Genomic DNA, 25,409 nt, shown 5'->3' with positions numbered 1-25,409 from the left:
GTGATCAGATCCCCTTCGACTTCTGTTCCATGGCATCGAGCGAGGCCGCAAGCCGGCGATCCTCGTTGTAGTAGCGGGCGCGATCCCAGAAATGCGGCTTGCCGATGCCGGTCGACATGTGACGGCCGATGATCTTGCCGTTGGCGTCTTCGCCTTCCATCTCGTAGCGCATCAGGTCCTGCGTGATGATCACGTCGCCTTCCATCCCGATCACCTCGGTGATGTGCGTGATGCGGCGCGAACCGTCGCGAAGGCGGGCGGCCTGGATGATGACGTCGATCGAGCCGGAGATGATTTCGCGCACGGTCTTGGCCGGGAGCGAGAAACCGCCCATGGCGATCATCGATTCCATACGGCTCAGGCATTCGCGCGGCGTGTTGGCGTGGATCGTGCCCATCGAGCCGTCGTGACCGGTGTTCATCGCTTGGAGAAGGTCGAAAACCTCCGGTCCGCGCACTTCACCGACGATGATGCGTTCCGGGCGCATACGCAGGCAGTTCTTGACGAGATCGCGCATCGTGATCTCGCCTTCGCCTTCGATGTTTGGCGGACGTGTTTCGAGACGCACCACATGCGGCTGCTGCAGCTGCAATTCGGCCGTATCTTCGCAGGTGATGATGCGCTCATCCTGGTCGATGAAACCCGTCAGGCAGTTGAGGAGCGTGGTTTTACCCGAGCCGGTACCGCCCGAAATGACGACGTTGCAGCGGACGCGGCCGATGATCTGCAGGACCTCGGCACCCTCCGGGGTAATCGCACCGAACTTAACGAGCTGGGCGAGGTTGAGCTTGTCCTTCTTGAACTTACGAATGGTGAGCGCCGGCCCGTCGATCGCAAGCGGCGGTGCAATGACGTTGACACGGGAGCCATCAGGAAGGCGGGCGTCGCAGATCGGGCTCGATTCGTCGACGCGACGGCCGACCTGGCTGACGATGCGCTGGCAGATCGAGAGAAGCTGTGAATTGTCGCGGAAGCGGATCTCGGACTCGATCGTCTTGCCGCCAACTTCAATGAAGGTCTGGCCGGCACCATTGACCATGATGTCGGAGATGTCGTCGCGCGCCAGCAGTGGCTCGAGCGGGCCGTAACCCAGAACGTCGTTGCAGATATCCTCAAGCAGTTCTTCCTGCTCGGAGATCGACATCGCGAAGTTCTTGATCGTGATGATGTCGTTTACGATGTCGCGGATTTCTTCGCGCGCGCTTTCGCCGTCGAGCTTGGCCAGCTGCGACAGGTCGATCGTGTCGATCAGCGCCGAAAAGACCTGGCTCTTGGTGTCGTAATAGTCTTCGGTCCGCGGTGGCTTCTTGCGGCTCGGGGTCTGCATCGAAGGCGCGGCGACCTGTTGCCGGCTGCTGACTTCCGGGCTGCCGGGCTCGATGAGCGTGCTGGAGCGGGCCGCAGGTGCGGCAGCAGCCGGCTGCGCCGGGATCGTGCCGACGCCCGCCCCGCCTTTGCCGAAACCGTCGTTTCCGCGTTTGCCAAACATGAGCTCTACCTGTTCCTGTTACCGGTCTACTTCTTGCGGAGTTTCTCGATGAACGAGCCGAGGCCCGCCTTCTTTGGTTTCTTGATCGTGGCACGACCCGTCACCAGGTGCGCAAGCTGCGAAAATGTCTCGGCCGTCGGAGACTTCCCATCGAGTTCGCTGATCATTCGTCCACTATTGGCGGCGGTGCCGAAAAGCTGCGCGTCGAAGGGGATGATCGCGACCGGATCGAGTTCGAGCGGTTCGAAGAAGTCCGACGGTGCAATCTCAGGTCGTTTCGGCATGCCCACCTGGTTGAGGATCAGATGCGGCGGCTTGTCCTGCGGCCTCAGCTTTTTCAGCGCATCGAGCATGTTCTTCATGTTGCGCAGATTGGCGAGATCAGGCGCACAGGTGATGACGATCTCGTCGACGTCAGACAGCACGGCCCTCGTCCAGTCGGCCCAGGTATGCGGCAGGTCCAGCACCGTGACCGGTGCCGTCCGCTGCAGCACGTCGAGAATGGGCTGGAAGGCCCCGCGCTCGTAGTCGTAGCCGCGGTCGAGCATCGAGGGCGCCGCGAGCAGCGAAAGGTTTTGCCCGCATTTGGTCAGCAGGCGGTCGAGGAACACTTCATCCAGTCTCTCCGGCGAAAATACGGCCTCGGCCATGCCCTGTGCGGGATCCTGGTCGAAGTCAATATTGGCCGTGCCGAACGGCAGGTCGAGATCGGCCAGAACAGTTTCGGTGGAGAACAGCGAGGAGATGCCGAAGGCGCAGTTATGCGCAATCGTCGACGAGCCCACACCGCCCTTGGCGCCGATGAAGGCGATGCTGCGTCCGAGCGGTTCAGCCTCGGGATCGACGAAAATGGATGATATCGACCCCATCATGTCCGCCATGGTGAAGGGAGCGACGATATATTCCGAAATGCCGCTGCGAATGAGTTCGCGATAGAGAGCAATGTCGTTGTGCCGGCCGACCAGGATCACGCGGGAACTCGGATCGCAGACTTCGGCGAGCGGCGCGAGTTCGGTCAAGAGGTCGCGCGGGCCGGCGTCTGTTTCGAGGATGATCAGGTTCGGCGTCGGCGTCGAGGAAAACATGTTCGCTGCCGCGGCGACATTGCCATGCGTGATGCGCATGCTCACCCGGGCCATGCGGCGGTCACCGGCACATTGTTCCATCGTACGATGCACCGCATCACTGATGCAGAAGGCATGGATAGAAATGCGGGGCAGGGGGCGCAGGGTATCGACGTCGCCCGCGATCACGGTCTCGGAAGCCCCGCGATATCCGCCACTGGTTTCGCCGATTTCATAGTCGATCGCGTTCATGCTCTCATCCTGTCCTTTTGGACCACTGCCGCATCACTCGGTTGCCGTATTGCTGCCTTCGCGATACAGGCCGATCACGTTCGACCGTCTGGTCGCATCGATCGGCGCCATGTCGCGCGGGGTCACCAGATCCATCGGGTTGGCGATCTGTGCGGCGAGGTTGCTCTGCGTTGCACAGCCGAAATTATGGTAGTTCTTGTTGCTGAACGTGTTGTTCTGCAGGTCCTCGGGCCATTCGCCGCAAGGGTTGGTCATCGCCGTAATCGCCACATAGCTGATCCGCACCGGCGCCGCATTGCTGTTCGCCTCGGCCTGATAGGAAGTCTCGATGATCCGGTTCGACGGCACGCCGCGGGTGGTCAGAACCTGGCGGATCTGCTTGCGCATGGCGGAGGCTGCCCCCGAATTTGGCGAACCATGCGGCATCATGATCTGGATCGTCCCCGTCGATGCCGACAGATAGTCGGCGGCAAAGCCGGCGATGGAATCCTGCACGCTCAATGTCAGCCTCCGGTCGCCCGAGGCGATCGGGACGTCGAGCGTATGCTCGACTTCGCTGAGCATGATCGGATGGCGTGTACGGTAATCGTCGGGGATGGCCGAGGTGGACATCTGGTCCTTCATGCTGCCGCATCCGGCGAGCACCGCTGCTGCACCCAAAAGGACGCTGCCGAGAACGAGACGCTGCAATGAGTGACGTGCGGATGCCATGGCTGGCTGACTTTCCCTGACTTGACGTGACGAGTTTTCCATCATGATCCTCGCGCCGTTCATTTGTAGATGAAGCCCACCGCGCCGTGGTATTGGCCTGGCGCTACGGGGTTCTCGCGGCGGCCATAGACCTTGTTCACCTTGTTCAGGAAGAAGGTCGCGCCGTCGTTTTCGGGGTTGAAGTTGTCATCCGGCCGCGACAGCGCGCCGCGTGCCACGGGGCGCACGAGATAGGGCGTCGCGATGATGACGAGTTCGGTTTCGTTGCGCTGGAAATCCTTGCTGCGGAACAGCGTGCCCAGCACCGGTACCTTCGAAAGACCCGGAAGTCCCGACGTCGCTTGGCGGATGTTATCCTGCACGAGGCCGGCGATCACGATCGAGCCACCGGACGGAAGCTCTACCGTCGTCGATGCCTCGCGCTTGCGGATCGACAGGAAAGTGGAGCCGGGAACCTGGTTCAGGACATTGCCCGTGACCTGCGATGATTCCCAGGTGGGCTCGGAAACATTGGTCTCGATCTGCAGGCTGATGCGGCCGGGCGCTAGAACGACCGGACGGAAATTCAGTTCGATCCCGTAGTCGACCGTCTGGGTCGTCCGCTCGATCGACGTGCCCTCTTCGTCACTCGTCACTTCCTGTGGTCCGGCAAGCCGGAACTCGCCACCCACATAAAATTTCGCAGCTTCGCCTGATATGGCGGTCAGGCTCGGTTCAGCCAGCGTGCGCATGACGCCTGCCTGTTCCATGGCGTTGATGTAGGTGTTGATCCCGAGGCCGCCGATGCCGGCAGAAATCGTGGCGGTGCCGGTCGGATCGATGGCATTGCCGAGATTGGACGGATTGGCATAGCTGATGCCAGTCGAGCCGTCGGAAACGCTGCCGGAGAAGCCGAGCTGCTTGAGCACCTGGCGGCTCACCTCTGCCACCGTGACCTTGAGCGTGACCTGGTCCTCGCCCTCGATCGTCAAGAGATTGACGATCTGGGATTCCTGCCGCTCCTCCGCATAGATCGCGACATCACCGCCGTTGTCACCTCCGGAAGCCGTCTGGTTGCGCGTCGTCGCTTCACCACCCCTGAGGAAGGCCTGTGCGAGGCTCTGCGCGCGAGCCGCATCCTGCGGCGTTCGCACTGTGCCTGTCAGAACGATATTGTCCGAGACGATTTCGATATTGATGTCCGATTGCGGGATGAACCGGCGCAGATTGGCCTCGAGTCCCGCTATGTCGCGTTCGATTTCAATATCGAGGCTGACAATCTCATTGCCGTCGGCGCCGAAGATGAAAATGTTCGTCTGACCGACAGTCTTGCCGAAGAGATAGATGCGGCGCGACGAACGGGTCACGGCATCCGCCATGGCAGGATCGGCAACCAGGATGTCATGTGCATCTGCTGGCAGATCGACGACCAGCGCCTTGTTCAGCCCGAGCTTGACGGTACGGCGAGCACCAGGCCCCGAATTGGTGATCCTGAGCACCGTCTCTTGCGCGGCCTCGGCGGCCGGAAACAGGCTGCCATGCGTCGGGAAGGATGCGGGTGACCCGGTGAGCGCCATGGCGAAGGCGATGCCACCGGTCAGGGAAACTCTGAATTTGTGCGTCAGGCTGGCCACGATGTGTCCCCACTCACTGCATGGAATTGGCAGGCGAGGAGGTCGACTTGACGACCTCGCCGGACTTGATGACCTGGATGGTCGGCTGACCGTCCCCGCCGCTCAGAAGGTGGTCGGCGGCCGAAGTGTCTTCTTCCTGAGCATCGGCGATGGAACGCAGCGCGAGAGACAAACGGTCGGCCATCTGCTGGGCGACGGCCATGACCTTGGTCTGTTCCGGCGTCAGCTCCAGCGTGGCGGTCGTGCCGATGACGGATCTGGAGCCGTCAGGTGCTTCCTCGATCTGCTGGTCGATGGCCAGAATGCGCACGTTGGAGAGGATGGTTTCCGTCAGGAAATTGTCCTCATCACCCTTGCGCACCATGATCACGTCGACGCGGTCGTTCGGCAGTATGAAACCGCCGGCACCTGTCGCGACGGAGATCTCGGTCGAGACCGCGCGTTTGCCGGATGGCAGAAGCGAGGACAGGATCCGGGAGGAGGAATCGGCGATCTTTTCGCGGCGCAGCGGCTCGCCCTCGAACACCGGCAGTCGGACGACGACGCCCGTGAGCTCGGTCAGCGCATCCGGCCGCGTGGAGGAGGTAATGAAGCCATCGACGACGCTGCCTTCCGGCCAGGGCATCCAGCGCATGGAGGTTTCATCGAGACGCGCGCCCACCGGCAGGTTCTTCGCCGAGACCAGAACATTGATGCTCGGCTCCTTCTCGACGATGGAATCCTGAACGATGACTGTCTGGTTGCCGCTCAGCCGCATGGCGAGGAGACCGGCCATACCGGCGGCCACGACGGCAACGGCGAGTATGATGAGACGGGCGGGTTTCATGATCGATCCTCGGGCGACGCAATAGGTTCTGCCCCAGAGATTGATCAGGAATTGGTGTACTTATGGTTAATGAGCGACTTACAATCGTAGTTAACGAAAGGTTTTTGCGGCACTCTAAGCAAAATTGTGGATGGCAGACATCACTAAGGGAGAGCTCGGATAGGTAAGCAGTCCAGCGGCTCCGATGGCTATTCCATAGGGGATTTTGTTAGCGACCATAAACGTATTTGGTAACTTGATACCTATCGCCGCCAAAATATCCCAGTTTGCACGCATCAAGATGACTGCCAAGGTCAGTCCTCCCCCAATCAATCCCGTTAAAGCGAGGAACTCGAATAAGGATTGGTTGAAGCCGAACCAAACCGCGGCGGCGGTCAAAAGTTTTGCATCTCCTCCGCCCATGACGTTAATTGCAAAGAGGGCAAAACAGGCGAAGAAGACAGCAGCTCCTGCAACAGCGTGCCAGCCCAGCTGCACCGAGTTGAGGTCGCTAAACGGTGCGACCAGGATGAATGCCCCCAGTATAACGACTGAAATGCGATTGGGAATCGTCATTTCAAGAAAGTCAGTGAGTGCAGCTAGCACCAGGCAAATTGGCGGGATCACGAACACTATGGCGTTGTACATACGCGGCCTCCCAATGCCCCAAGACTATCATCGACCTTGTTTACAAAGTGAAAACGCTGACAACGATCGTTTCCGTTTGCTTGTCGCAGAAAAAGGGCCGTCCGCAAGGACGGCCCTCCGTCTTGTCAGCACGGAAACCCTTAGCTTAGGTTTTCGCTGCCGCGTTAAGGTTGGTAGAGATGTTGTGGAACTGGGTATTCAGCTTGGTGCCCAGGGTTGTCGCGCCGGTGATCAGGGCGACCGAGATCAGGGCTGCGATGAGGCCGTATTCGATGGCGGTTGCGCCGGACTCGTCCTTGACGAAACGTGCGAAAAGCTTGGTCATGTTATTCTCCTACTCCGCGAGGTTGATCAGCACTGCCGGCAACTGTTTGCCGTTGCTCGGATGCAGCAAACCTAACTGCCGCCGTGTTGCCATCGGCTTAAGAAAAACGGTTACCAGATGGTGAACCGGCCTTTGCCATTCCTGTGGTAAACGAATGCTGCAGAAGGCCGCTAAGATGCGACGGAAACCCCGGGCTTTGCGGTGTTTTGCTCTGCGAACGTGGTTCGGGGAGGCGGACCTGCCAGGACGTTGGCGGCGCACTGATGGTCGCATGCATGGGTGAGACGCGCTTTCCTCGCTCGATCTGTCCCGGATCGATGCAAAAGCAGGCGTGAGCCGGCTGAACGATGCGCCAGATTTGAGTCGGGTGACGCACGCGCGACCGCCTCCGAGAGGCCCTGGATCGCGCTGTATATCGGCTTAACCCTTCATTCACTTAAACCGGGCATCCTTTTGGCACCTCTTCACGCGCGTATTCAAAGGCATGTCCATGTCAGACCGTCGTTTTGCCGTAGCTGCCGTCATGTTCGTGGCCTTGGCCATGCTGTTGCCGGCGCCCGCCGTGCAGGCAGAAGATGAGGGCATTCTGCGCGTCTATATGAATAGCGCCCGCGTCCTTAAGCTCGACAGGCCCGTGAGCAAGGTGATCGTCGGAAACTCCGAAGTGGCAGATGCGACTGTCGCGGATGCCCGCACGATCGTCCTCACCGGGCGCTCATACGGCACGACCAACCTTGTCCTGCTGGATGCTGACGGCAATGCCATCGTCGATGAGCGCATCCTGGTGTCGATCGACGAGTCGAGCACGGTGCGCGTATTCAAATCGACCGAACGGACCGTCCTTTCCTGTACGCCGAACTGCGAACAGCACGCTCAAACGGGCGCTACCCCGTGAAGTGTACGAGATTTCCGTTGCGCGAGCCCGGCAAAGTGTAAAGATTCGGGAAACGGAAAATCAATATTTGACCCGTAGCCTCTCTCCATCTTTGGGGATAAGCAGGCCATGACGAGCCACGACATAGATCGACATCATCAGGCTGAGAACAGCCGGCGGCCACGATTCCGCCTGTGGCGGAAACTCGCGCGATCGAAGGACGGCGCCGCGGCCATCGAGTTTGCGATCCTCGCAATCCCTTATTTCATGATCATCTTCGCGATCATCGAGACCTTCGTGGCCTTCGCCGCCGAGCAGTTGGTGACCAATGCGGTCAATACACTCGGACGACAGATGCGTACCGGACAGATCACATACCAGCTGAACCGGCCAAGTACCGACATGGATATGCTGAAGTTCCGCAAGGCTTTCTGTGATGAGGTCAACATCATGATCCAATGCTCGGAAACAGAGATATCCACACCGAGCAAGCTGTACATCGATGCCAGGACCTTCGCGAGCTTCGGTGCCATCCCGAAGACCATCCCGCGTGTCTCGACGGCCACCTTCGCCGACATCGATCCGACCAGCTTCAAATTCACGCCGGGCGGTCCCTCCACGATCAACATGCTACGTGCCTATTATCGCTGGCAGGTCATCACGGATCTGATCCGCCCCTACATTACAACGATCCGGCCTTCGGATGGCTCGATGCCCTCCGATTTCCTCATCGTGGCGACCACTGCGTTTCAGAACGAGAATTACCCATGACCGCAAGAGGCAGAGACATATCCCTGTTCGCCCGTCTTCGGTTCGCGGGAGCAGCCGTCTCCGACACCCTGTGCCGCCTCGTCCGCGACCGGCAGGGCGTCGGCGGTGTCGAGTTCGCCATCATCGCCCCTATGCTCATCGTTCTCTATCTGATGGCCTTCGAGCTCACCATGGGCCTCAGCGTCGCCAAGAAGACGTCGCTTGCGAGCAGCACGGTGGCGGATCTCGTCGCGCGCCAGGAAAAGGTCAACAAGGCCTTTCTCACGACGATGACCGACGTATCAGGCGCGATCTTCGTTCCCTATCCGTCCAACAATCTGGTGATCAAGGTCAGCGGCATCAAGATCGATGCGGCAAAGGCTCCCAAGGTGGCATGGTCGTGGTCGACGACCGGCGTCGCGCCCTATGCCGTTGGTACCGACGCGCCTGTGCCCTCCGACATGCTGGTCGAAAACACCTTCCTGATCCGCAGCGAACTCAGCGTTTCGCACGAATTGATGATGTACCTCCCCGGTCTGACCGGCACCGAGACGAAGAACCTGACGCTTGCCCGCGAGTTCTATTTCCGCCAGCGTCTGGGCACGGAAGTCACCTGCACCGACTGCTGACGGGGATGTTTGCCAAGGTCCGGGCAAGGCGCTAAGGATGCTGGCGAAGGCCGGCAGAACAACAAACCAGACCCGGCCGTGGGTTCCACATGGCGCGCGCTTTCATTTTCGTTCTCGATTCCTTCGGCATCGGCGGTGCCCCCGATGCGCCCGCCTATGGCGATGACGGCTCCGATACGCTCGGGCATATTGCGGAATTCTGTGCCGCGGGCGCGGGTGATCGCAAGGGCCTCCGCCAGGGGCCACTTGCCCTGCCCAACATGTCGGCACTCGGCCTCCTTGCTGCAGCCCGGCTCGCCACCGGCAAGACGCCAGATGCCATGCCGATCCCCGAGCGGGTCTTCGGCCTCCACGGGGCAGCGAGCGAAGTCTCGCACGGCAAGGACACACCCTCCGGCCACTGGGAAATCGCCGGCACGCCCGTCATGTTCGATTGGGGTTATTTCCCGGAAGGCGAGGAAGCTTTCCCGGTCGATCTCGCCGAAGCGATCTGTCGCGAGGCCAATCTGCCGGGCATTCTCGGCAATTGCCACGCCTCGGGCACGGAAGTGATCGCCCGCTTCGGCGAGGAACACATCCGCACCGGCAAACCGATCTGCTACACATCCAGCGATTCCGTCTTCCAGATCGCCGCGCACGAAACCCATTTCGGTCTCGAACGTCTACTCAAACTCTGCCAGATCGTCCGCAAACTGCTCGATCCCTTGAACATCGGCCGCGTCATCGCCCGTCCCTTCATCGGCGAGACGGTCCAGACCTTCGAACGCACCGGCAATCGCCGCGACTATTCCGTCCTGCCACCTGAGCCGACCCTGCTCGACCGCCTGGTGGAAGCCGGCCGCAAGGTCCATGCCGTCGGCAAGATCGGTGATATCTTCGCCCATCAGGGCGTCTCCCGTGTCATCAAGGCCAATGGCAACATGGCGCTGATGGACGCGACGCTGAAGGTCATGGACGAAGCGGACGATGGCGATCTGGTCTTCACCAATTTCGTCGATTTCGACATGCTCTTCGGCCATCGCCGCGACGTGCCGGGTTATGCCGCGGCGCTGGAAGCTTTCGATCGCCGCCTGCCGGAAGTCCATCGCAAGCTCAAGCCCGGCGACATGGTTCTCATGACTGCCGACCACGGCTGTGACCCCACCTGGCGCGGCACAGACCACACCCGCGAACGCGTTCCCATCATGTGCTTTGGCCCCGGTGTGCGCTCGCGCAATATCGGGGTCCGCAACACCTATGCCGATATCGGCGAAACCATCGCGGCGCATCTGGGGATAGCCCCCGGTCGCTACGGACGGAGCTTCCTGTGACGAAACGATTGAAGAAGGCCGAACTGCACTGTCACATCGAGGGTGCGGCACCGCCGGCGCTGGCGCTGTCCCAGGCCGAGAAATATGGCGTGGACCCTGAGACCTTCATGCGCGACGGCGCCTATGCCTGGACCGATTTCGCCGAGTTCATCAAGGCCTATGACCGGGTCGCGGCCCTCTTCCGCTCGGAAGAGGACTACGCACTCTTGACCGAGACCTATCTGCGAGAACTCGCAGCCGTCGACACGATCTACAGCGAGATCATCGTTTCGCCGGATCACGGCGACCGCATTGGCCTCGGCGCCGACACCTACCTCTCTGGCATCACCGCCGGCATCGAGTCCGCCAGGGCAGCGACCGGCATCGAGGCCCGCATCATCGTCACCGGCGAGCGCCATTTCGGCCCGGAGAGCGTGATCGCCGCCGCCGAATATGCCGCCCGCAGCAACAACCCGCTGGTGACAGGCTTCAACATGGCGGGTGAGGAGCGCATGGGCCGCGTGGTGGATTACGCCCGCGCCTTCGATATCGCCCGGGAAGCCGGCCTCGGCCTCACCATCCATGCCGGTGAAGTCTGCGGTGCTTTCAGCGTCACGGATGCACTCGACCTCGTCAAACCCGCCCGCATTGGCCATGGCGTCCGCGCCATCGAGGATCCCGACCTCGTCCGCCGCCTCGTCGATCTCGGCACCGTGCTCGAAGTCTGCCCGGGCTCCAACATCGCGCTCAAGGTCTTCCCGAATTTCAAAAGCCATCCGCTCAAGAAGTTCCACGAGGCAGGCGTCAAGGTTTGCATCAATTCCGACGACCCGCCCTTCTTCGGCACCTCGCTCGCCCAGGAATATGACTGGGCGTCGAGCGAATTCGGCTTCACGGATGCTGAGATCGACGGCATGACGCGCACCGCAATCGAGGCGGCCTTCGTCGATGAGGAGACGCGCGCGCGGCTTCTCGCCCGGTTGTGACACCGCAACTGTTGAAGACCGGCCAAAAAGTGGCATCGCTCTTGCGGCATCTTGAGAGAACGTGAAAATAGAAACACCGCAGAAAACAAGAAAAGAAGGCTCGACCATGGACGGCGTTACAGTCATCGATCACCCCCTCGTGCAGCACAAGCTGACGATTATGCGCCGCAAGGAAACGTCGACCTCGAGCTTCCGCCGCCTTCTGCGCGAGATCTCGACGCTCCTCTGCTACGAGGTCACCCGCGATCTCGAATTGACCATGGAGACGATCGAGACGCCGCTGACCGAGATGCAGTCGCCCATCCTCGAAGGCAAGAAGCTCGTCTTCGCCTCGATCCTGCGCGCCGGCAACGGCCTCTTGGAAGGCATGCTGGAGCTGGTTCCGGCCGCCCGCGTCGCCCATGTCGGCGTCTACCGCGATCACGAGACGCTGCAGGCCGTCGAATATTACTTCAAGGCACCCGATGCCCTGTCGGAACGCCTGATCATCGTCGTCGATCCCATGCTCGCCACCGGCAATTCCTCGATTGCCGCCATCGAAAAGCTCAAGGAACGCGGCGCGAAGAACATTCGTTTCCTCTGCCTGCTCGCCGCGCCCGAAGGCATCAAGAATTTCCACGCCGCCCATCCGGACGTGCCGATCTTCACCGCGTCGATCGACAGCCACTTGAACGAGAAGGGCTACATCATGCCCGGCCTCGGCGATGCGGGTGACCGCATGTACGGAACGAAGTGATTCCTTAACCAGATCGCAAGCTTTGACGGCCCGAAACCCCGGTTTCGGGCCGTTTTGCAAGGCGGGTTATCCAACTTCTCGGGCTTGGCTGCTACGATCGGCGCATCGCTCACGGGGGTCGCCGATGTTCGCTCGCACGCTGTTCACAGTCCTGACGCTCGCCTTGTCCGCCAGCCAGTGGCCGATGATCGCGGAGAAGGTCCAGGCCATGCTGGCGGAACGCGAGGCAACCGCCCCGGAAGAGGTCGCGGCCAAGCCCTCAGCGGCCCATGCCGGTCAGACGGTTCTCACCATGGGACCGGGCGGTCACTACACGGGCACGTTCAAGATGAACGGCAAGCCGGTTGACGCAATGGTCGATACGGGCGCCTCCACGGTGGCGATCAATGTTTCCACCGCCCGTCGGCTTGGCTTCAGCCCCGCAGCGCTTGATTTCCGTTACAACGTGAATACCGCCAACGGCTCGATCAAGGCCGCCCATGTCGTGCTCGACCGGGTCGAGATCGGCAGCATCCGGGTGAGGGACGTCGATGCCTTCGTGCTCTCCGATCAGGCGCTGTCCTCGACGCTGGTCGGCATGAGCTTCATGAGCAAGCTCAAGTCCTATACCGCCGAGAAGCGCATCCTGCGGATGATTCAGTAAAGCCTTTGGGCCTTTAGTCTGCGCCAATCCGGAGACCGATGACCGGCATCGCAGCCGGCTTCGTTTCCGAAATGCGGTAGCACTCCGCCACTGTCCCGGCGGCTTGAGCCGCGGTAGCTTCGTCATTGGCCTGAACAAAGGCGATCGGCTCACCCTTCGTGACCTTCGTTCCCAGCGGCTTGAAGCCGGAGAGACCCACGCCGTGGTCGATCGTGTCGCTCGGACGCTGGCGACCCCCACCAAGTGCGACAACGGCAAGCCCGAGCCCACGCGTATCACAGGCGCCGAGATAACCATCCTGTTCGGCAAGAACGGCCACTTCGACCTTGGCGCGCGGCAGATAGCCTTCCGCCTTCTCCATGAAATCGACAGGTCCGCCAAGTTCGCTGACCATCTTCCCGAAGATCTCGGCCGCTTGGCCGGAGGCGAGAACTTGACGGCAGCGGGCGAGTGCCACCGCCTGGTCCGTCTCCACACCGGCATTGACCAGCATCTCGGCACCAAGCGCGAGCGTCACCTCTTCGAGCCGCGTACCGCTCTTCTGGCCTTTCAGGAAATCGACCGCGTTCTGCACCTCGATCGCATTGCCGGCGCAGTCGGCGAGCGGCTCGTTCATGTCGGTCAAGAGCGCCGTCGTCTTCACACCGGCCCCATTGGCAACCCGAACCAGCGAACGCGCCAAGGCCCCCGCATCTTCGCTCTTCGCCATGAAGGCGCCATTGCCGACCTTCACGTCGAGAACCAGGCTCTCAAGGCCGGCCGCGAGCTTCTTGGAGAGGATGGAGGCGGTGATCAGCGGAATGGATTCGACCGTCGCCGTCACGTCGCGGATCGCATAGAGCCGCTTGTCGGCCGGCGCCAGATCGCCCGTCTGTCCGATGATCGCGCAGCCGGCGCGGTCCACCGTGCGGCGGAAGGTCACATTGTCGGGCATCACGTCGTAGCCGGGGATCGACTGCAGCTTGTCGAGCGTGCCACCCGTATGGCCAAGCCCGCGCCCCGAGATCATCGGGACAGCGAGCCCGCAGGCCGCCACGATCGGCGCCAGCATCAGCGAGACATTGTCGCCCACGCCGCCGGTCGAATGTTTGTCCGCGACCGGCTTGCCGACGCCTGCCCAGGAGAGCACATCGCCGGAATCGCGCATGGCTAGCGTCAGCGCGACAATCTCGTCCGGCGTCATGCCCTTGAAGAACACGGCCATGGCGAAGGCCGCGACCTGCCCCTCGGAAATCGTTTCCTTGGAAAGCCCCTCGATGAAGCCGGCAATCTCTTGCCCGCTCAGGGTCCCGCCATCACGCTTGCGCCGGATGATCTCCTGGGGAAGCATGGCTCAATATCCCGATGCCGCAGCCGTCGAGCGCTCGCCCGAGAGCACGGCGATGATATCGTCGAGCAGGCCGGAAGCGCCGAAGCGGAAGGTCGACGGCATCACCCAGTCCTCACCCATGATCGTATCGGCGAGCCTCAGGTAATGGCCCGCATCCGCGACCGTCGAAATGCCGCCGGCCGGCTTGAAGCCCACCTTCTTGCGGCTGTCGCGGATCGCCTGAAGCATGATGTCGGCTGCTTCCAGCGTCGCGTTCACGCCGACCTTGCCGGTCGACGTCTTGATGAAATCCGCACCGGCCGCAATAGAAAGATCGGAGGCGCGGCGGATCAGCGAGATATCCTTGAGCTCACCCGTTTCCAGGATCGTCTTCAGGATCGCCGGGCCGCAGGCGCCCTTGACCGCCGAAACCATGTCCGTCACGGCCTTCTCGTCGCCGTTGGCGAGCGCCCGGTAAGGGATCACGAGGTCGATATCATCGGCACCATCAGCCACGGCATCCCGCGTCTCCGCCAGCACGTCCTCCGTCTTCATCTCGCCCGAAGGGAAGTTGACGACGGTCGCAATCCGGATCGGACTGTCGGGGCCAAGCAGGGTTCGCGCCTGCATCACGAAGCGTGGCCAGATGCAGATCGCAGCCGTTGGGCCAAAGGCGCTCTGGGCGCGTCCGCACAGCGTCACAATCTGCTCGGGCGTGCAGTCGTCCTTCAGGTTGGTGAGGTCGAGCAGCGAAAGCGCCCGCGAAGCGACAGCGCGCAGTTCTTGATTATCCAATGTCATTTCCTCCGCCGATCATCCGTTTCAGGATGGTGGCCAGACGTTTGCCGCCGATCGGCGCCATGTCCTTGGTTTCTTCGTGGCTCAGTTCGCCACCGGTCATGCCTGCCCCGTAATTGGTGATCACAGAGGCGGCTGCAACCCTCAGGCCATAGAAACGGGCGAGAATGACCTCCGGCACGGTTGACATGCCGACGGCATCAGCGCCCAGAACACGCGCCATGCGGATCTCCGCCGGCGTCTCGAAGCTCGGGCCCGAGAACCACATATAGACGCCCTGCGAGAGCGGCACATCTTCTGCTTCAGCAGCTGCCCGCATGGCGGCCTGCAGCTCGGCATCATAGGCCGAGGTCATGCCGACGAAGCGCCCGTCACTCGGCTCGCCGATCAGTGGGTTCTTGCCAGAAAAGTTGATGTGATCGGTGATCTGCATGACCGAACCCGGGGCCATGTCCTCGCGCAGCGATCCGGCCGCATTGGTGAGGATCAGCGACTTCACGCCGAGCCCCATCAGCACTTCGATCGGCTTGCGCATCGCATTCGCATCGCCATGCTCGTAGTAATGCATGCGTCCGGCAAGCATGATGACGGGCGTGCGGCCCAGATAACCGGCAACGATCTCGCCCGCATGGCCGGACACGCCGCTCAAGGGAAATCCCGGCAGATCGGAATAGGGCACACGAACGGCGTCGCGAACCTCGTTCACCAGCGATCCCAGGCCGGAGCCGAGAACGATGCCGAACCGCGGCATGAGCCCGTTCAGACGCTCGACGAGCAGATCCACGGCGGCCTTCATCCGAGGATGTCCGTCTTGAAGCTGAGTGGCAGCAGTTCGTCCATCGTCATGGTCTTCTGCACGCCCACTTCGTCGCAGAGAAAGATCTTGGTGTCGGCGGATGCGAATTCCGAGATCTTCTGCCGGCAACCGCCGCAGGGCGGGCAAAGCGCCAGCTTCTCGGCAATCACGGCCATCTCGATGATCTTTTTGCCCCCGCCCATGATCATGCAGCCGATCGCCGTCGGCTCGGCACACCAGCCCTGCGGGAAGGAGAGGTTCTCGATATTGGCGCCGGTATAGATGCGACCGTCATCGGCACGGATCGCAGCCCCAACCGGGAACTTGGAATAGGGCGCATGCGCGAACTTCATCGCGTCGCGCGCCGCTTCGAAAAGATCATGCGCCATGATCAACGCTCCTTGGAGTACGCGACGCCGCCGGCCTTCGGCGGATTGGCAGCGCCGATGAAGCCTGCAAGCAGGATACAGGTCAGGATATAGGGCAGGGCCTGGAAAAGCTGCACCGGCACTTCACCGATGACAGGGATCGACTTGCCCTGCATGAAGTTGGAGAGGGCATCGAGGAAGCCGAACAGCAGGCAGGCAAACATCACCGGCACCGGCTTCCACTTGGCGAAAATCAGTGCTGCAAGCGCGATGAAGCCCTTGCCGGCCGACATGTCCTTGATGAAGGCCGCCGACTGGGCGATCGCGAGATATGTCCCGGCGATGCCGCAGAGCAGGCCGGCCATCAGCACGGCCCGGTAACGCAAGAAAGTCACCGAGATGCCGGCAGTATCGACAGCACCTGGATTTTCGCCGACGGCGCGGAGCCGCAGGCCGAACCGCGTGCGATAGAGCACCCACCACGAGATGGGTACGGCGAGGAAGGCGATATAGGTCAGGATGTTGTTGCCAGAGATGACGTTCGAATAGAGCGGCCCGATGAAGGGGATCTCGCGCATCATGTCCGCACCCGGCAGGATGATCGGCGAAAACCGTCCTTCGCCCGACACCTGCGGCGTACGCCCACCCTGGCCGAACCAGGCCTGCCCCAGCACGACCGTCAGGCCGGCGGCGACGAAGTTGAGCGCCACGCCCGAGATGATCTGGTTGCCGCGATTGGTGATCGAGGCGAAGCCGTGGATCAACGAGAAAACCAGCGATATTGCGATGCCGGAGAAAAGACCGAGCCATGCGGAGCCGGTGAGATAGGCCACGCAAGCGGCTGCAAATGCCGCTGCCAGCATCTTGCCCTCGAGGCCGATGTCGAAGACGCCGGCCCGTTCGGAATAGAGGCCGGCAAGGGCCGCCAGGATCAGCGGGATCGACAGACGGATCGTCGAGCCAAGGATGCTGATGAGCATGTCGAAAGATTCCATGGTCGCGTCCTCAGGCCTTTGTCAGTGTCAGGTAGATGCGCACGATCATCGGGCGGCACATGAATTCGAGCGCGCCGGCAAACAGGATCACGAGACCCTGGATGACCACGATCATCTCGCGGGTGATGTTCGGCATATCGAAGGAGAGCCAGGCTCCACCCTGATAGAGAATGCCGAACAGGATGGCGGCGAGCACGATGCCGAGCGGATGGTTGCGCCCCATAAGCGAGACCGCGATCCCGACGAAACCGGCGCCGGCCACGAATTCCACCTGCAGGCGGGCAGACGCCCCGAGCACCGGATTGAGCGCCATCATGCCGGCAAGGCCCCCTGAGATCAGCATGGTGATCATGACGATCTTTACATAGGGAATGCCGGCATAGGCGGCCGCCGACCGGCTGATCCCGAGCGTTCGCATCTCGAAACCGAGTTTGGTGCGCCAGATCAGCACCCAGACCAGCACGCACATGACGAGCGCGATCAGGAACGATACGTTGAAGGGTGCAGGTCCGAGCGTGCCGCCGAACATCCCGATCAGCCAGTCGAGCTTCGGCAGCTGGCCGCCTTCGAGGAAGGTGCGGGTCTCTGGCGCCATCTTGCCCGGCACGATCAGCACGTTGACCAGCAGGTAAACCATCAGTGCCGCGCCGATGAAGTTGAACATGATCGTTGTGATGACGATATGGCTGCCGCGCTTGGCCTGCAGCCAAGCCGGGATGAAGGCCCAGGCAGCGCCGAAAAGGGCGGCCGCCATGATCGCGAAGGGCATGGTGACATACCACGGCATATAGTGGTCAAGCGCAAGTGCTGCGAGTGCAGCACCCAGGCCACCCAGATAGGCCTGGCCTTCCGAGCCGATATTGAACAGGCCCGCATGATAGGCGACCGCCACCGAAAGGCCGGTGAAAATGAAACTCGTCGCATAAAACAGCGTGAAGCCGATGCCCTCGCCGCTTCCGAGCGCGCCCTCGATCATCAGCTTGAGAGCCTCCCACGGATTTTCCCCGATGATCCAGACCACGAGGCCCGACACAAGGAAGGCGAGCGTGAGGTTGATCAGCGGCAGCAGCGCATAATTGATCCAGTTTGGAAGTGGTACGGATGCAGTGCTCATCAAATCCTCAAGCGGCAATGCCGGCCATCATCAGGCCGAGTGTCTGTTCGCCTGTATCAGGCGTCTTCTCGCCAACGACCTTGCCGGCGAACATCACCAGAATACGGTCGGAAAGCGAGCGGATCTCGTCGAGTTCGACGGAGACGAGCAGCACGGCCTTGCCGGCGTCGCGCGTCTCGACGATCCGCTTGTGAATGAACTCGATCGCACCGATATCGACGCCGCGGGTCGGCTGACCGACAATCAAAAGCTTCGGGTCGCGCTCGATTTCGCGGGCAACGACGATCTTCTGCTGGTTGCCGCCCGAGAAGTTGGCGGTCTTCAGCCGCGGGTTCGGCGGACGGATATCGTATTTCTCGATTTCCTCGACCGCCGCCTTGCGCATCAGGTCGGGGTTGAGAAACCAGCCCTTCCCGTAGCGCTCGTCGCGGTGATAGCCGAGGATCGCGTTCTGGCTCTCCTCGAAGGGCAGCACGAGACCCATGTGGTGGCGGTCTTCCGGAATATGCGCGACGCCTATGCCACGCAGCTCAGCCGGGTCGAGACCGGCCACGTTCTGACCATTGATCCAGATTTCACCTGCAGTCGGCTTGCGGATCCCGGTGATCGCTTCGAGAAGCTCGCTCTGGCCGTTGCCAGCCACGCCCGCAATCCCGACGATCTCGCCCGATCGCACGTCGAAGGAGACGTTGTCGACCATGACGACGCCTCGGCTGTCCTTGACGGTCAGGTTGCGCACCGAGAGGAAGATCTCGCCGGCATTGGCCGGCTTCTTCTCCACGTGCAGCAGCACGCGGCGGCCGACCATCAGCTCGGCGAGTTCCTCGACGGTCGTTTCCGACGTCTTGCGGGTTGCAACCATTTCGCCGCGGCGCATGACGGACACCGTGTCGGTGATCGCCATGATCTCGCGCAGCTTGTGGGTGATCAGGATGACCGTCTTGCCCTGGTCGCGCAGCACGCCGAGGATCTTGAACAGGTGATCGGCTTCGGCCGGTGTGAGAACGCCCGTGGGCTCGTCGAGGATGAGGATCTCGGCGCCGCGATAGAGCGCCTTCAGGATTTCCACGCGCTGCTGCAGACCAACGGGAAGTTCCTCGACGATCGCGTCGGGATCCACTTCCAGTTCGTAATCTTCTTCCAGCTTCTTCAGTGATGCGCGCGCAGCATCCGTGCCCTTGCCGAGTAGGACACCGCCTTCGGCGCCGAGCATCAGGTTTTCGAGCACCGAGAAATTTTCAACCAGCATGAAGTGCTGATGCACCATGCCGATCCCGGAATGGATGGCGGCCTGGCTGTCCTTGATCGTAATCGGCTTGCCGTCGATCTGGATGGATCCCTGGTCGGCCTGATAGAAGCCGTAGAGGATCGACATCAGCGTCGATTTTCCTGCGCCGTTTTCACCGATGATGCCGTGGATGGAGCCCTTGGCGACCGTCAGATTGATGTTCTTGTTGGCATGCACCGCACCGAACTTCTTGTCGATGCCGATCAGTTCGATCGCTGGTGCCTGGTTCGTTGCACTCATTCCGGTCCCCCAGACATACAATAAGGGCGCAAGACGACAATGGAGCCGTCCTGCGCCCGTTTCTCAAATCACTTCGGGCAGGAATTGTCCGACATGTAGTCGTGGACCTTCACGGTGCCGGCGGCGATGTCGGCCTTGGCCTTCTCGACGGCAGCCTTCATCTCTTCGGTGATCAGCTTGGCATTGTTGTCGTCGAGCGCATAGGCAACACCCTCCTGTGCCACGCCGAGAACCTGCAGGCCGGGGGTGAACTTGTCGCCCTTGGAATCGGCATAGGCGTTGTAGACGGCGAGGTCGACGCGCTTGACCATGGACGTCAGGACCGAACCCGGATGCAGGTGGTTCTGGTTGGAATCGACGCCGATCGACAGCTTGCCGTTGTCGGCAGCAGTCTGCAGAACGCCGAGACCGGTGGCGCCGGCTGCCGCGTAAACGACGTCAGCACCCTGGTCGATCTGGTTCTTGGTCAGCTCACCGCCGCGAACCGGGTCGTTCCAGGCAGCGCCCGTCGTGCCGGTCATGTTCTGGAAGACCTGGATGTCGGCGTTGGCAGCGCGTGCGCCCTGCTCGTAGCCGCAGGCGAACTTGCGGATCAGCGGAATGTCCATGCCGCCGACGAAGCCGACCTTGCCGGTGGTCGATGCCATGCCGGCCAGCAGGCCGACGAGGTACGAACCTTCTTCTTCCTTGTAGACGACAGAGCGGACATTCGGCTTGTCGACGACCGAGTCGACGATCACGAACTGGGTGTCGGGGAATTCTGCGGCGACCTTCTCGACGGCAGACGTCCAGGCAAAGGAAACGGCGACGATCGGGTTGAAGCCGCGCGAAGCGAAGTTACGGATCGCCTGTTCGCCCTGGGTGTCGCTGGTCGGCTCGAAGTCGCGATAGTCGATGCCGGTTTCGGCCTTGAACTTCTCGGCGCCACCGTAAGCAGCTTCGTTGAACGACTTGTCGAACTTGCCGCCCGTGCCGTAGACCAGCGCCGGCTTGACATCGGCCGCAAGCGCGGTCGCCGACATCGCGGCCAATGCAAAGAGACTGAGGAGGGTTTTCTTCATGGTGCAGCCCTGTTGTTTCTATTGATCTTGTTGGGTCCTCCCGCAAGCCTTTCCTGAAGAGAAAGACATGTCTGCGGAACCGCCGCCCCCTGTTCCGGAGGTCCTGGCTGGCTTTCATCCTTGCATGGCTGGTACGAAAATTCACCAGATTTTTTTCATCTGGTAAAGATTCACAAGCCTGCTGATTTTTCAGCGCCGGGCGCTGAAAAATCAGTCAGATCAATGGGATTTATGCTGCCGCTTTGGGCATTTGCCCTCAGGCTGCGGGCTCGATCGGGCAGGAGACACCCGTCCCGCGCAAGCCGCAATAGCCGTTCGGGTTCTTCGCCAGATACTGCTGGTGATAGTCTTCCGCATAGTAGAACGGCCCGGCATGGGCGATCTCCGTTGTCACCCGGCTGTTGCGCCCGGCCTTGACCAGAGCTTCCTGGAACCGGTCGCGAATGGCCAAGGCAACCGCCATGTCCTCTTCGTTCTCGACATAGATGGCCGAGCGATAGGTGGTGCCGATATCGTTGCCCTGGCGCATGCCCTGGGTCGGGTCATGTGCCTCGAAGAAGATCTTCAGCAGTCCTTCCAACGAGATTTTCGCAGGCTCGTAGACCAGCTTCACCACTTCGGTATGGCCGGTCAGACCCGTCACGGTTTCCTGATAGGTTGGATTGGGCGTGATCCCACCCTGATAGCCGGAGACGGTCAGATAGACGCCGGGCGTCTGCCAGAGCAGCCGTTCGGCGCCCCAGAAGCAGCCCATGCCGAGATAGACGGTCTTCATGCCGTCAGGCGTCGGTCCCTTGAGCGGCAGTCCGGAGATGAAATGGGTTGCTGCCGTCGGGATTGGCTCTGCCCGGCCGGGCAGGGCGTTTTCTGCGGTCGGCATGGCCGTCTTCTTGTTGAACATGTCGATCAGGAACATTTGTTACCTCCTGAGGCCGCACGTCGGCCCATTCTTGTTGTGTGAAGTTCCGCCTTGAGACGGAGTGCCGGACGCCACGTCGGTGGCAATTCCAGTGCATGTGTTGTTTGTCGGGGCAACCGCCCGAAACTTACAGTTCGGCCATTCCGACGCCCTGCGCGGCTTGCGCCTTTCGCGGCGGTCGCAATCCGGTCAGGCGGCGAAACGCCCGGCCGGCGAAGGCTTCTTGTAGCCGATCATCCAGAATACCAGCGACAGCACTAGAAACGCGGCAGACGCCGGCTGCGGCAGAACCACGTCGCGCAGCGCAAGCCATGCGCCATCGCCGAGCCGCGCCTCCACCAGTCCTTCGAGCGCCATGAGCGAGCCCGGATGGGCGTCGATCCAGGCCTCCGAGAGGGGTGTCATGATGACCTGCGACGCTGAAACCGACGCGATCGAATCCACGACGCCGAACACGACGCCGACGCAAAGCGCAAGCAAACTCAAGATCCTGAACAGGAATCGCACGACCAATGTCTCCGGCGGAAGCTCGGCACGGCCTCCAGCCCGCCGCGCCCGGCCTTATAGATAGGGACCCGGCCTTATAGATAGGGAATTGTCGGCCGATGTCAAAATTCTGATAGATTTCGGTTGATCCGCCGGAATTCATCGGTATATATCGCGCCCGACCAACCGCGGTGGTTTTTTCCCCGCGATCCCCCTGGACAGGTGGCCGAGTGGTTTAAGGCGCACGCCTGGAACGCGTGTGTGCGTGAAAGCGTACCGTGGGTTCGAATCCCACCCTGTCCGCCATCTTATCTCATGCAATAACACCGTTTCATAAACGGCTCCGAGCGAGCCGTTGTTGGATCGACACGCCATTTCCGGCCTGTTTTTCTCAGTTCCCATAAATCGCCGGTATGCCGATCGTTGCGGCGTTTGGCGACGTGGGGTCCTTGGGACGCTGGCGCCAGCCTATTGCATGCTCTCTAGCTTGCGAAAGGCGGCGTCCGGCGTCCAGACAAGAGCCCGTCAAAGGACTGAGTGCTTTCAAATGGTCTCAGGCAGGATCGGTCGCAACACTTCTCAGGAAATGCTCGATACCAGCTTGGGCGCATTCGGTGTCTTGCGCCGGCGTTCCTGAGCTGAGGCCGATGCCGCCGACGACGTCTCCGTCGACGATCACGGGAAGGCCACCGCCGACGATCGTCAGGCGGCCACCTATAGCCGTGTTGATGCCGTATGCTGCACTTCCCGGTTGGCTGGCGATCCCGTAGCTCTCCGTCGTCCGCTTGGCGCCGGCGGCAGTATAGGCCTTGTCCTGGGCAATGATGGTGCTGGTGATCTTGCCTCCGTCCATGCGTTCGAACGCGATCAACTGGCCGGATTCGTCGGTCACCGCGATGCACATCGGAACTCCGATGTCCTCGGCCTTCTTGCGGGCACCCTCGATCAGGATGCGGGCGTCCGCCAGGCTCAGGCGCTTGATTGTCAGCATTCTTCTCTCCTTGTGTGTTTTGGTTCGGCAAGTCTACACGTTGGCGGGGACTGGCTCGAGGCCGCACCACGTGGCTATGATCATTGCCGTTGCGGCCACGAACCTTACATGGTCGTCCGCATCGACCCACTCGTCGAGGGCGCCGTTTTGAGCGAGATTTCCGCAGCGCGGTCCCAGTCCGATGGTCGGTATCGCCTTCTGGACGATCGGATTGCGAATGTCGGAGCCCGTATGCATGGGATTGATCCACGGCCTGACGCCGGACACGGACTGGATCGCCGCCATGGCTGAGGTCACCAGGTCGTGCTCGGATACGGTTTCAGCGCCGGCAACGCCGGAATCCCAGATGAACTTCGGGGGATGAAGGCTCAACCAGGCGTCCTTTGCCGCCGCCTGTGCAACGGCTGTCTCGATCGCGAGGCGCACCGATTCCAGCGTTTCCGTCGGCGGAAAGGAGAGTGCTGCTCCCAATATGCACCGGTCTGCGCCGCGGGTCAGGCGCGAGGCACTGCCGGCGTCGATATGCGACACCATCAGATTCGTGGACCGGCCGATTTCGGCGTCGAGCGCCGGATGCCGCACGGTGGCAGAGCGTTCCTCGTCCAGCCGCTTGAGGGCCCCCCAGATGAGGTAGGCTTTGTCGATGGCATTGATGCCCTTGTGGGCGAAGGCCGTCTGATGGGGTTCGGTCGTGGGGGGCGCCAGCCCCGCGATCTCGATGCGGAACTCGATCTGGCCAGAGGTGAAGCCCTTGATTTCCTGCAGGCCGACGCCGGATTCGGCCGGATGAAGATAGACGGCCGCATCCGCCTGCAGCCCTTTTTGTAGCAGATGCGAAACGCCCCGCGCGTGTCTCTTGCTTGGCGTGCTCGCCACATAGACGTCGGCGGCGGGACGGATGCGGAGAGCATGCAGCAGTGCGATGGCCTGCAGTCCGGCAGCGATGCCGGACAGGTCGTCGGCAACGCCCCAGCCATACAGCTTTCCGTCGATGATCTCGCCCTTGAACGGGTCATGGGCCCAGCCCTGGTCATCGACGAATTTCTCACAGTCGGGGTGGGCAAACAGGATCAGGCTGCGACCCTTGCCGCCAGCCTTCGCATGCGCCACCACGCTGATGCGCTCCTGCGGATCGATCGCAGCGCTGCCGGCGAACTCTTCGACCAAAACCACATCCGTCGGATGGTAGCTGCTGGATGTGATGTCGCATCCGAGAGCCTCGGCCTTCCGGCAGAAGAGATCTTGAATGCCGTCCTCGCCGCCTTCGCCGGCGGCGATGAAATCTCTGAGATCCGAGATGATCTCCTCGCGGGTCTTCTGCGCCTCGGCCCAGATCCGGGCGGTGATGTCGTGCATGGCCATGCTCCTAGATTGCCAGAGATGCGCAGCGCCTCTTGAGAAGGCGGATGACGGAGAAGGTGGTGTAGTCTATCGGGTCGGCGTCCACCGCTGCGTCTCGACCGCCTATCTGCATGCGAACGGGACCGGAGGCGGAGGATGCCTCCACTTGGAACCACGCCTGGCTCACGGTCGGATCGGCCACGAGAGCCACATGCGTGCGATCGAGCCCGAGCCCTGCCAGGCTCGCACCCGTGACGACGTTGAGATGCCCCGGGAAAAGTGTCGCGACGTTTCGGGCGTCACTTTCAAGGAACGGTGTCGGCAATCGCACCTGATCCAGGTCGATGAAGCGGTCCGCGCCCATGGCCCTCCAGCGTTCGATCGGATAGCCGATGGTGATCGTCACGCGGTCGAGCTCATGCTCCCGCGCTGCGGCGAGGAAGCCAATGGAGCCGAGGGCGCCCGCGGCGATCTCGAGCCGCCCCGGTCCCCTGGCGGCGGCGTCGAGCAGGCGGCGTTCCGTCGCCCGATCCACGAAAGCGCCCAGAGACAACGGAATGAGATCGCAACCGGCTTCGAGCACGTGCGGGCCGCATGCGCCGAATGCGGTGGCGGATGCGCATTCGACAGCGACAGTCGGGGCGACATCGAGAAAGTGCTGCAAGTCGGTACAGACCTGAGCCTCCGGAACCAGAGCGCTGGCTGCATCGCGCTGGTGGTCGCGTACTAGGAGAGCAAGGGTTCTCGGGCCGTCCTCTGTCGTGGCGAAGAAGCTGGCGAGGCGGCGCCCGATGGCTCCGAAGCCAATGATCCCCAGGCGGTCGGACCGCCCATGGTTGACGCCTCCGGAACGATGAACGCCAGTTCCTGCCCTCTCCATCACCGAGCC

Annotated in this window: 27 protein-coding genes and 1 tRNA gene; 8 read left to right on the top strand and 20 right to left on the bottom strand. The window is 61.6% G+C overall.

All coding sequences use genetic code 11. The features are described from left to right. Window positions 1-4 precede the first annotated feature (4 nt). From E9677_RS05510 to E9677_RS05480, 7 genes are all read right to left on the bottom strand, one after another. A complete protein-coding gene (locus tag E9677_RS05510; RefSeq protein WP_136557039.1) occupies window positions 5-1,489 on the bottom strand; it encodes a CpaF family protein in 1,485 nt (494 codons plus the stop codon). 26 nt (window positions 1,490-1,515) lie between these two features. Next, the gene (locus tag E9677_RS05505) at window positions 1,516-2,805 is read right to left on the bottom strand and encodes an AAA family ATPase (RefSeq protein WP_136557038.1); all 1,290 of its coding nucleotides are present in this window, start codon (window positions 2,803-2,805) and stop codon (window positions 1,516-1,518) included. Between the two features lie 33 nt (window positions 2,806-2,838). Then, on the bottom strand, window positions 2,839-3,516 hold the full coding sequence (locus tag E9677_RS05500; RefSeq protein ID WP_136557037.1) for a CpaD family pilus assembly protein: 678 nt from the start codon (window positions 3,514-3,516) through the stop codon (window positions 2,839-2,841). Window positions 3,517-3,575: 59 nt separating this feature from the next. Continuing rightward, on the bottom strand, window positions 3,576-5,072 hold the full coding sequence (locus E9677_RS05495; protein ID WP_168801139.1) for a type II and III secretion system protein family protein: 1,497 nt from the start codon (window positions 5,070-5,072) through the stop codon (window positions 3,576-3,578). A gap of 70 nt (window positions 5,073-5,142) precedes the next feature. Next, entirely contained in the window at window positions 5,143-5,955 is an 813-nt protein-coding gene (cpaB, locus tag E9677_RS05490; RefSeq protein ID WP_136557035.1) for a Flp pilus assembly protein CpaB, read from the bottom strand. A gap of 114 nt (window positions 5,956-6,069) precedes the next feature. Continuing rightward, the gene (locus tag E9677_RS05485; protein ID WP_136557034.1) at window positions 6,070-6,582 is read right to left on the bottom strand and encodes an A24 family peptidase; all 513 of its coding nucleotides are present in this window, start codon (window positions 6,580-6,582) and stop codon (window positions 6,070-6,072) included. Window positions 6,583-6,727: 145 nt separating this feature from the next. After that, complete coding sequence (locus tag E9677_RS05480; RefSeq protein WP_136557033.1) at window positions 6,728-6,907, bottom strand: Flp family type IVb pilin; 180 nt, start codon at window positions 6,905-6,907, stop codon at window positions 6,728-6,730. A 541-nt stretch (window positions 6,908-7,448) separates the two neighbouring features. Between E9677_RS05480 and E9677_RS05475 the strand changes: the two genes are divergently transcribed. The 7 genes from E9677_RS05475 to E9677_RS05445 all read left to right on the top strand — a co-directional run bounded on the left by E9677_RS05475 (window position 7,449) and on the right by E9677_RS05445 (window position 12,814). Then, window positions 7,449-7,802, top strand: a complete 354-nt coding sequence (locus E9677_RS05475) for a pilus assembly protein N-terminal domain-containing protein (RefSeq protein ID WP_408014687.1) — start codon at window positions 7,449-7,451, stop codon at window positions 7,800-7,802. A 108-nt stretch (window positions 7,803-7,910) separates the two neighbouring features. Then, complete coding sequence (locus E9677_RS05470) at window positions 7,911-8,552, top strand: TadE/TadG family type IV pilus assembly protein (protein ID WP_136557031.1); 642 nt, start codon at window positions 7,911-7,913, stop codon at window positions 8,550-8,552. Then, entirely contained in the window at window positions 8,549-9,160 is a 612-nt protein-coding gene (locus tag E9677_RS05465; RefSeq protein WP_235882854.1) for a TadE/TadG family type IV pilus assembly protein, read from the top strand. The genes E9677_RS05470 and E9677_RS05465 overlap by 4 nt, the downstream gene beginning before the upstream one ends. 89 nt (window positions 9,161-9,249) lie before the next feature. Beyond that, window positions 9,250-10,470: a phosphopentomutase gene (locus tag E9677_RS05460; RefSeq protein ID WP_136557030.1), complete on the top strand. Its 1,221-nt coding sequence runs from the start codon at window positions 9,250-9,252 to the stop codon at window positions 10,468-10,470. After that, window positions 10,467-11,435, top strand: coding sequence for an adenosine deaminase (locus tag E9677_RS05455; protein ID WP_136557029.1), 969 nt, complete (start codon window positions 10,467-10,469; stop codon window positions 11,433-11,435). Before E9677_RS05460 ends, E9677_RS05455 begins: the two co-directional genes overlap by 4 nt. A gap of 106 nt (window positions 11,436-11,541) precedes the next feature. Then, a complete protein-coding gene (gene upp / locus E9677_RS05450; RefSeq protein WP_006725188.1) occupies window positions 11,542-12,171 on the top strand; it encodes a uracil phosphoribosyltransferase in 630 nt (209 codons plus the stop codon). A gap of 124 nt (window positions 12,172-12,295) precedes the next feature. Continuing rightward, window positions 12,296-12,814 (top strand): TIGR02281 family clan AA aspartic protease, encoded by a 519-nt coding sequence (locus E9677_RS05445; protein ID WP_136557028.1) that lies wholly within the window; start codon window positions 12,296-12,298, stop codon window positions 12,812-12,814. Window positions 12,815-12,827: 13 nt separating this feature from the next. Here E9677_RS05445 and deoA read toward each other — a convergent pair whose 3' ends face one another. The 10 genes from deoA to E9677_RS05395 form a co-directional block, all read right to left on the bottom strand. Further along, window positions 12,828-14,144, bottom strand: a complete 1,317-nt coding sequence (deoA, locus tag E9677_RS05440; RefSeq protein ID WP_136557027.1) for a thymidine phosphorylase — start codon at window positions 14,142-14,144, stop codon at window positions 12,828-12,830. Window positions 14,145-14,147: 3 nt separating this feature from the next. After that, entirely contained in the window at window positions 14,148-14,924 is a 777-nt protein-coding gene (gene deoC / locus E9677_RS05435; protein ID WP_408014678.1) for a deoxyribose-phosphate aldolase, read from the bottom strand. After that, window positions 14,911-15,717 (bottom strand): purine-nucleoside phosphorylase, encoded by an 807-nt coding sequence (locus E9677_RS05430; RefSeq protein WP_136557025.1) that lies wholly within the window; start codon window positions 15,715-15,717, stop codon window positions 14,911-14,913. The genes deoC and E9677_RS05430 overlap by 14 nt, the downstream gene beginning before the upstream one ends. Further along, window positions 15,714-16,106, bottom strand: coding sequence for a cytidine deaminase (locus E9677_RS05425; protein ID WP_102020612.1), 393 nt, complete (start codon window positions 16,104-16,106; stop codon window positions 15,714-15,716). Before E9677_RS05425 ends, E9677_RS05430 begins: the two co-directional genes overlap by 4 nt. 2 nt (window positions 16,107-16,108) lie before the next feature. Further along, entirely contained in the window at window positions 16,109-17,080 is a 972-nt protein-coding gene (locus tag E9677_RS05420; RefSeq protein WP_136557024.1) for an ABC transporter permease, read from the bottom strand. A 10-nt stretch (window positions 17,081-17,090) separates the two neighbouring features. After that, on the bottom strand, window positions 17,091-18,194 hold the full coding sequence (locus E9677_RS05415; RefSeq protein WP_136557023.1) for an ABC transporter permease: 1,104 nt from the start codon (window positions 18,192-18,194) through the stop codon (window positions 17,091-17,093). A 7-nt stretch (window positions 18,195-18,201) separates the two neighbouring features. Then, a complete protein-coding gene (locus tag E9677_RS05410) occupies window positions 18,202-19,722 on the bottom strand; it encodes an ABC transporter ATP-binding protein (protein WP_136557022.1) in 1,521 nt (506 codons plus the stop codon). Window positions 19,723-19,790: 68 nt separating this feature from the next. Beyond that, the gene (locus E9677_RS05405; RefSeq protein WP_136557021.1) at window positions 19,791-20,783 is read right to left on the bottom strand and encodes a BMP family lipoprotein; all 993 of its coding nucleotides are present in this window, start codon (window positions 20,781-20,783) and stop codon (window positions 19,791-19,793) included. A 256-nt stretch (window positions 20,784-21,039) separates the two neighbouring features. Next, a complete protein-coding gene (gene msrA / locus E9677_RS05400) occupies window positions 21,040-21,699 on the bottom strand; it encodes a peptide-methionine (S)-S-oxide reductase MsrA (RefSeq protein ID WP_136557020.1) in 660 nt (219 codons plus the stop codon). Window positions 21,700-21,891: 192 nt separating this feature from the next. Beyond that, window positions 21,892-22,182, bottom strand: a complete 291-nt coding sequence (locus E9677_RS05395) for a hypothetical protein (RefSeq protein WP_235882853.1) — start codon at window positions 22,180-22,182, stop codon at window positions 21,892-21,894. Window positions 22,183-22,404: 222 nt separating this feature from the next. Here E9677_RS05395 and E9677_RS05390 point away from each other — a divergent pair. Beyond that, a tRNA-Ser gene (locus E9677_RS05390) sits at window positions 22,405-22,494 on the top strand. Between the two features lie 247 nt (window positions 22,495-22,741). Here E9677_RS05390 and E9677_RS05385 read toward each other — a convergent pair. From E9677_RS05385 to E9677_RS05375, 3 genes are read right to left on the bottom strand one after another with little or no spacing between them, the layout of a single operon-like run. Continuing rightward, window positions 22,742-23,179 (bottom strand): GlcG/HbpS family heme-binding protein, encoded by a 438-nt coding sequence (locus E9677_RS05385; protein WP_136557018.1) that lies wholly within the window; start codon window positions 23,177-23,179, stop codon window positions 22,742-22,744. 33 nt (window positions 23,180-23,212) lie between these two features. Beyond that, the gene (locus E9677_RS05380) at window positions 23,213-24,535 is read right to left on the bottom strand and encodes a M20/M25/M40 family metallo-hydrolase (RefSeq protein ID WP_168801124.1); all 1,323 of its coding nucleotides are present in this window, start codon (window positions 24,533-24,535) and stop codon (window positions 23,213-23,215) included. Between the two features lie 10 nt (window positions 24,536-24,545). After that, window positions 24,546-25,400, bottom strand: a complete 855-nt coding sequence (locus E9677_RS05375; RefSeq protein ID WP_235882873.1) for an aspartate dehydrogenase domain-containing protein — start codon at window positions 25,398-25,400, stop codon at window positions 24,546-24,548. Window positions 25,401-25,409: the final 9 nt, after the last annotated feature.

This window comes from Peteryoungia rhizophila (assembly GCF_004912145.1).
GTDB classification, from domain to species: domain Bacteria; phylum Pseudomonadota; class Alphaproteobacteria; order Rhizobiales; family Rhizobiaceae; genus Allorhizobium; species Allorhizobium rhizophilum.
Note: the sequence above shows the minus strand (reverse complement) of the source record. Positions and strands in the feature narration are given on the sequence as shown.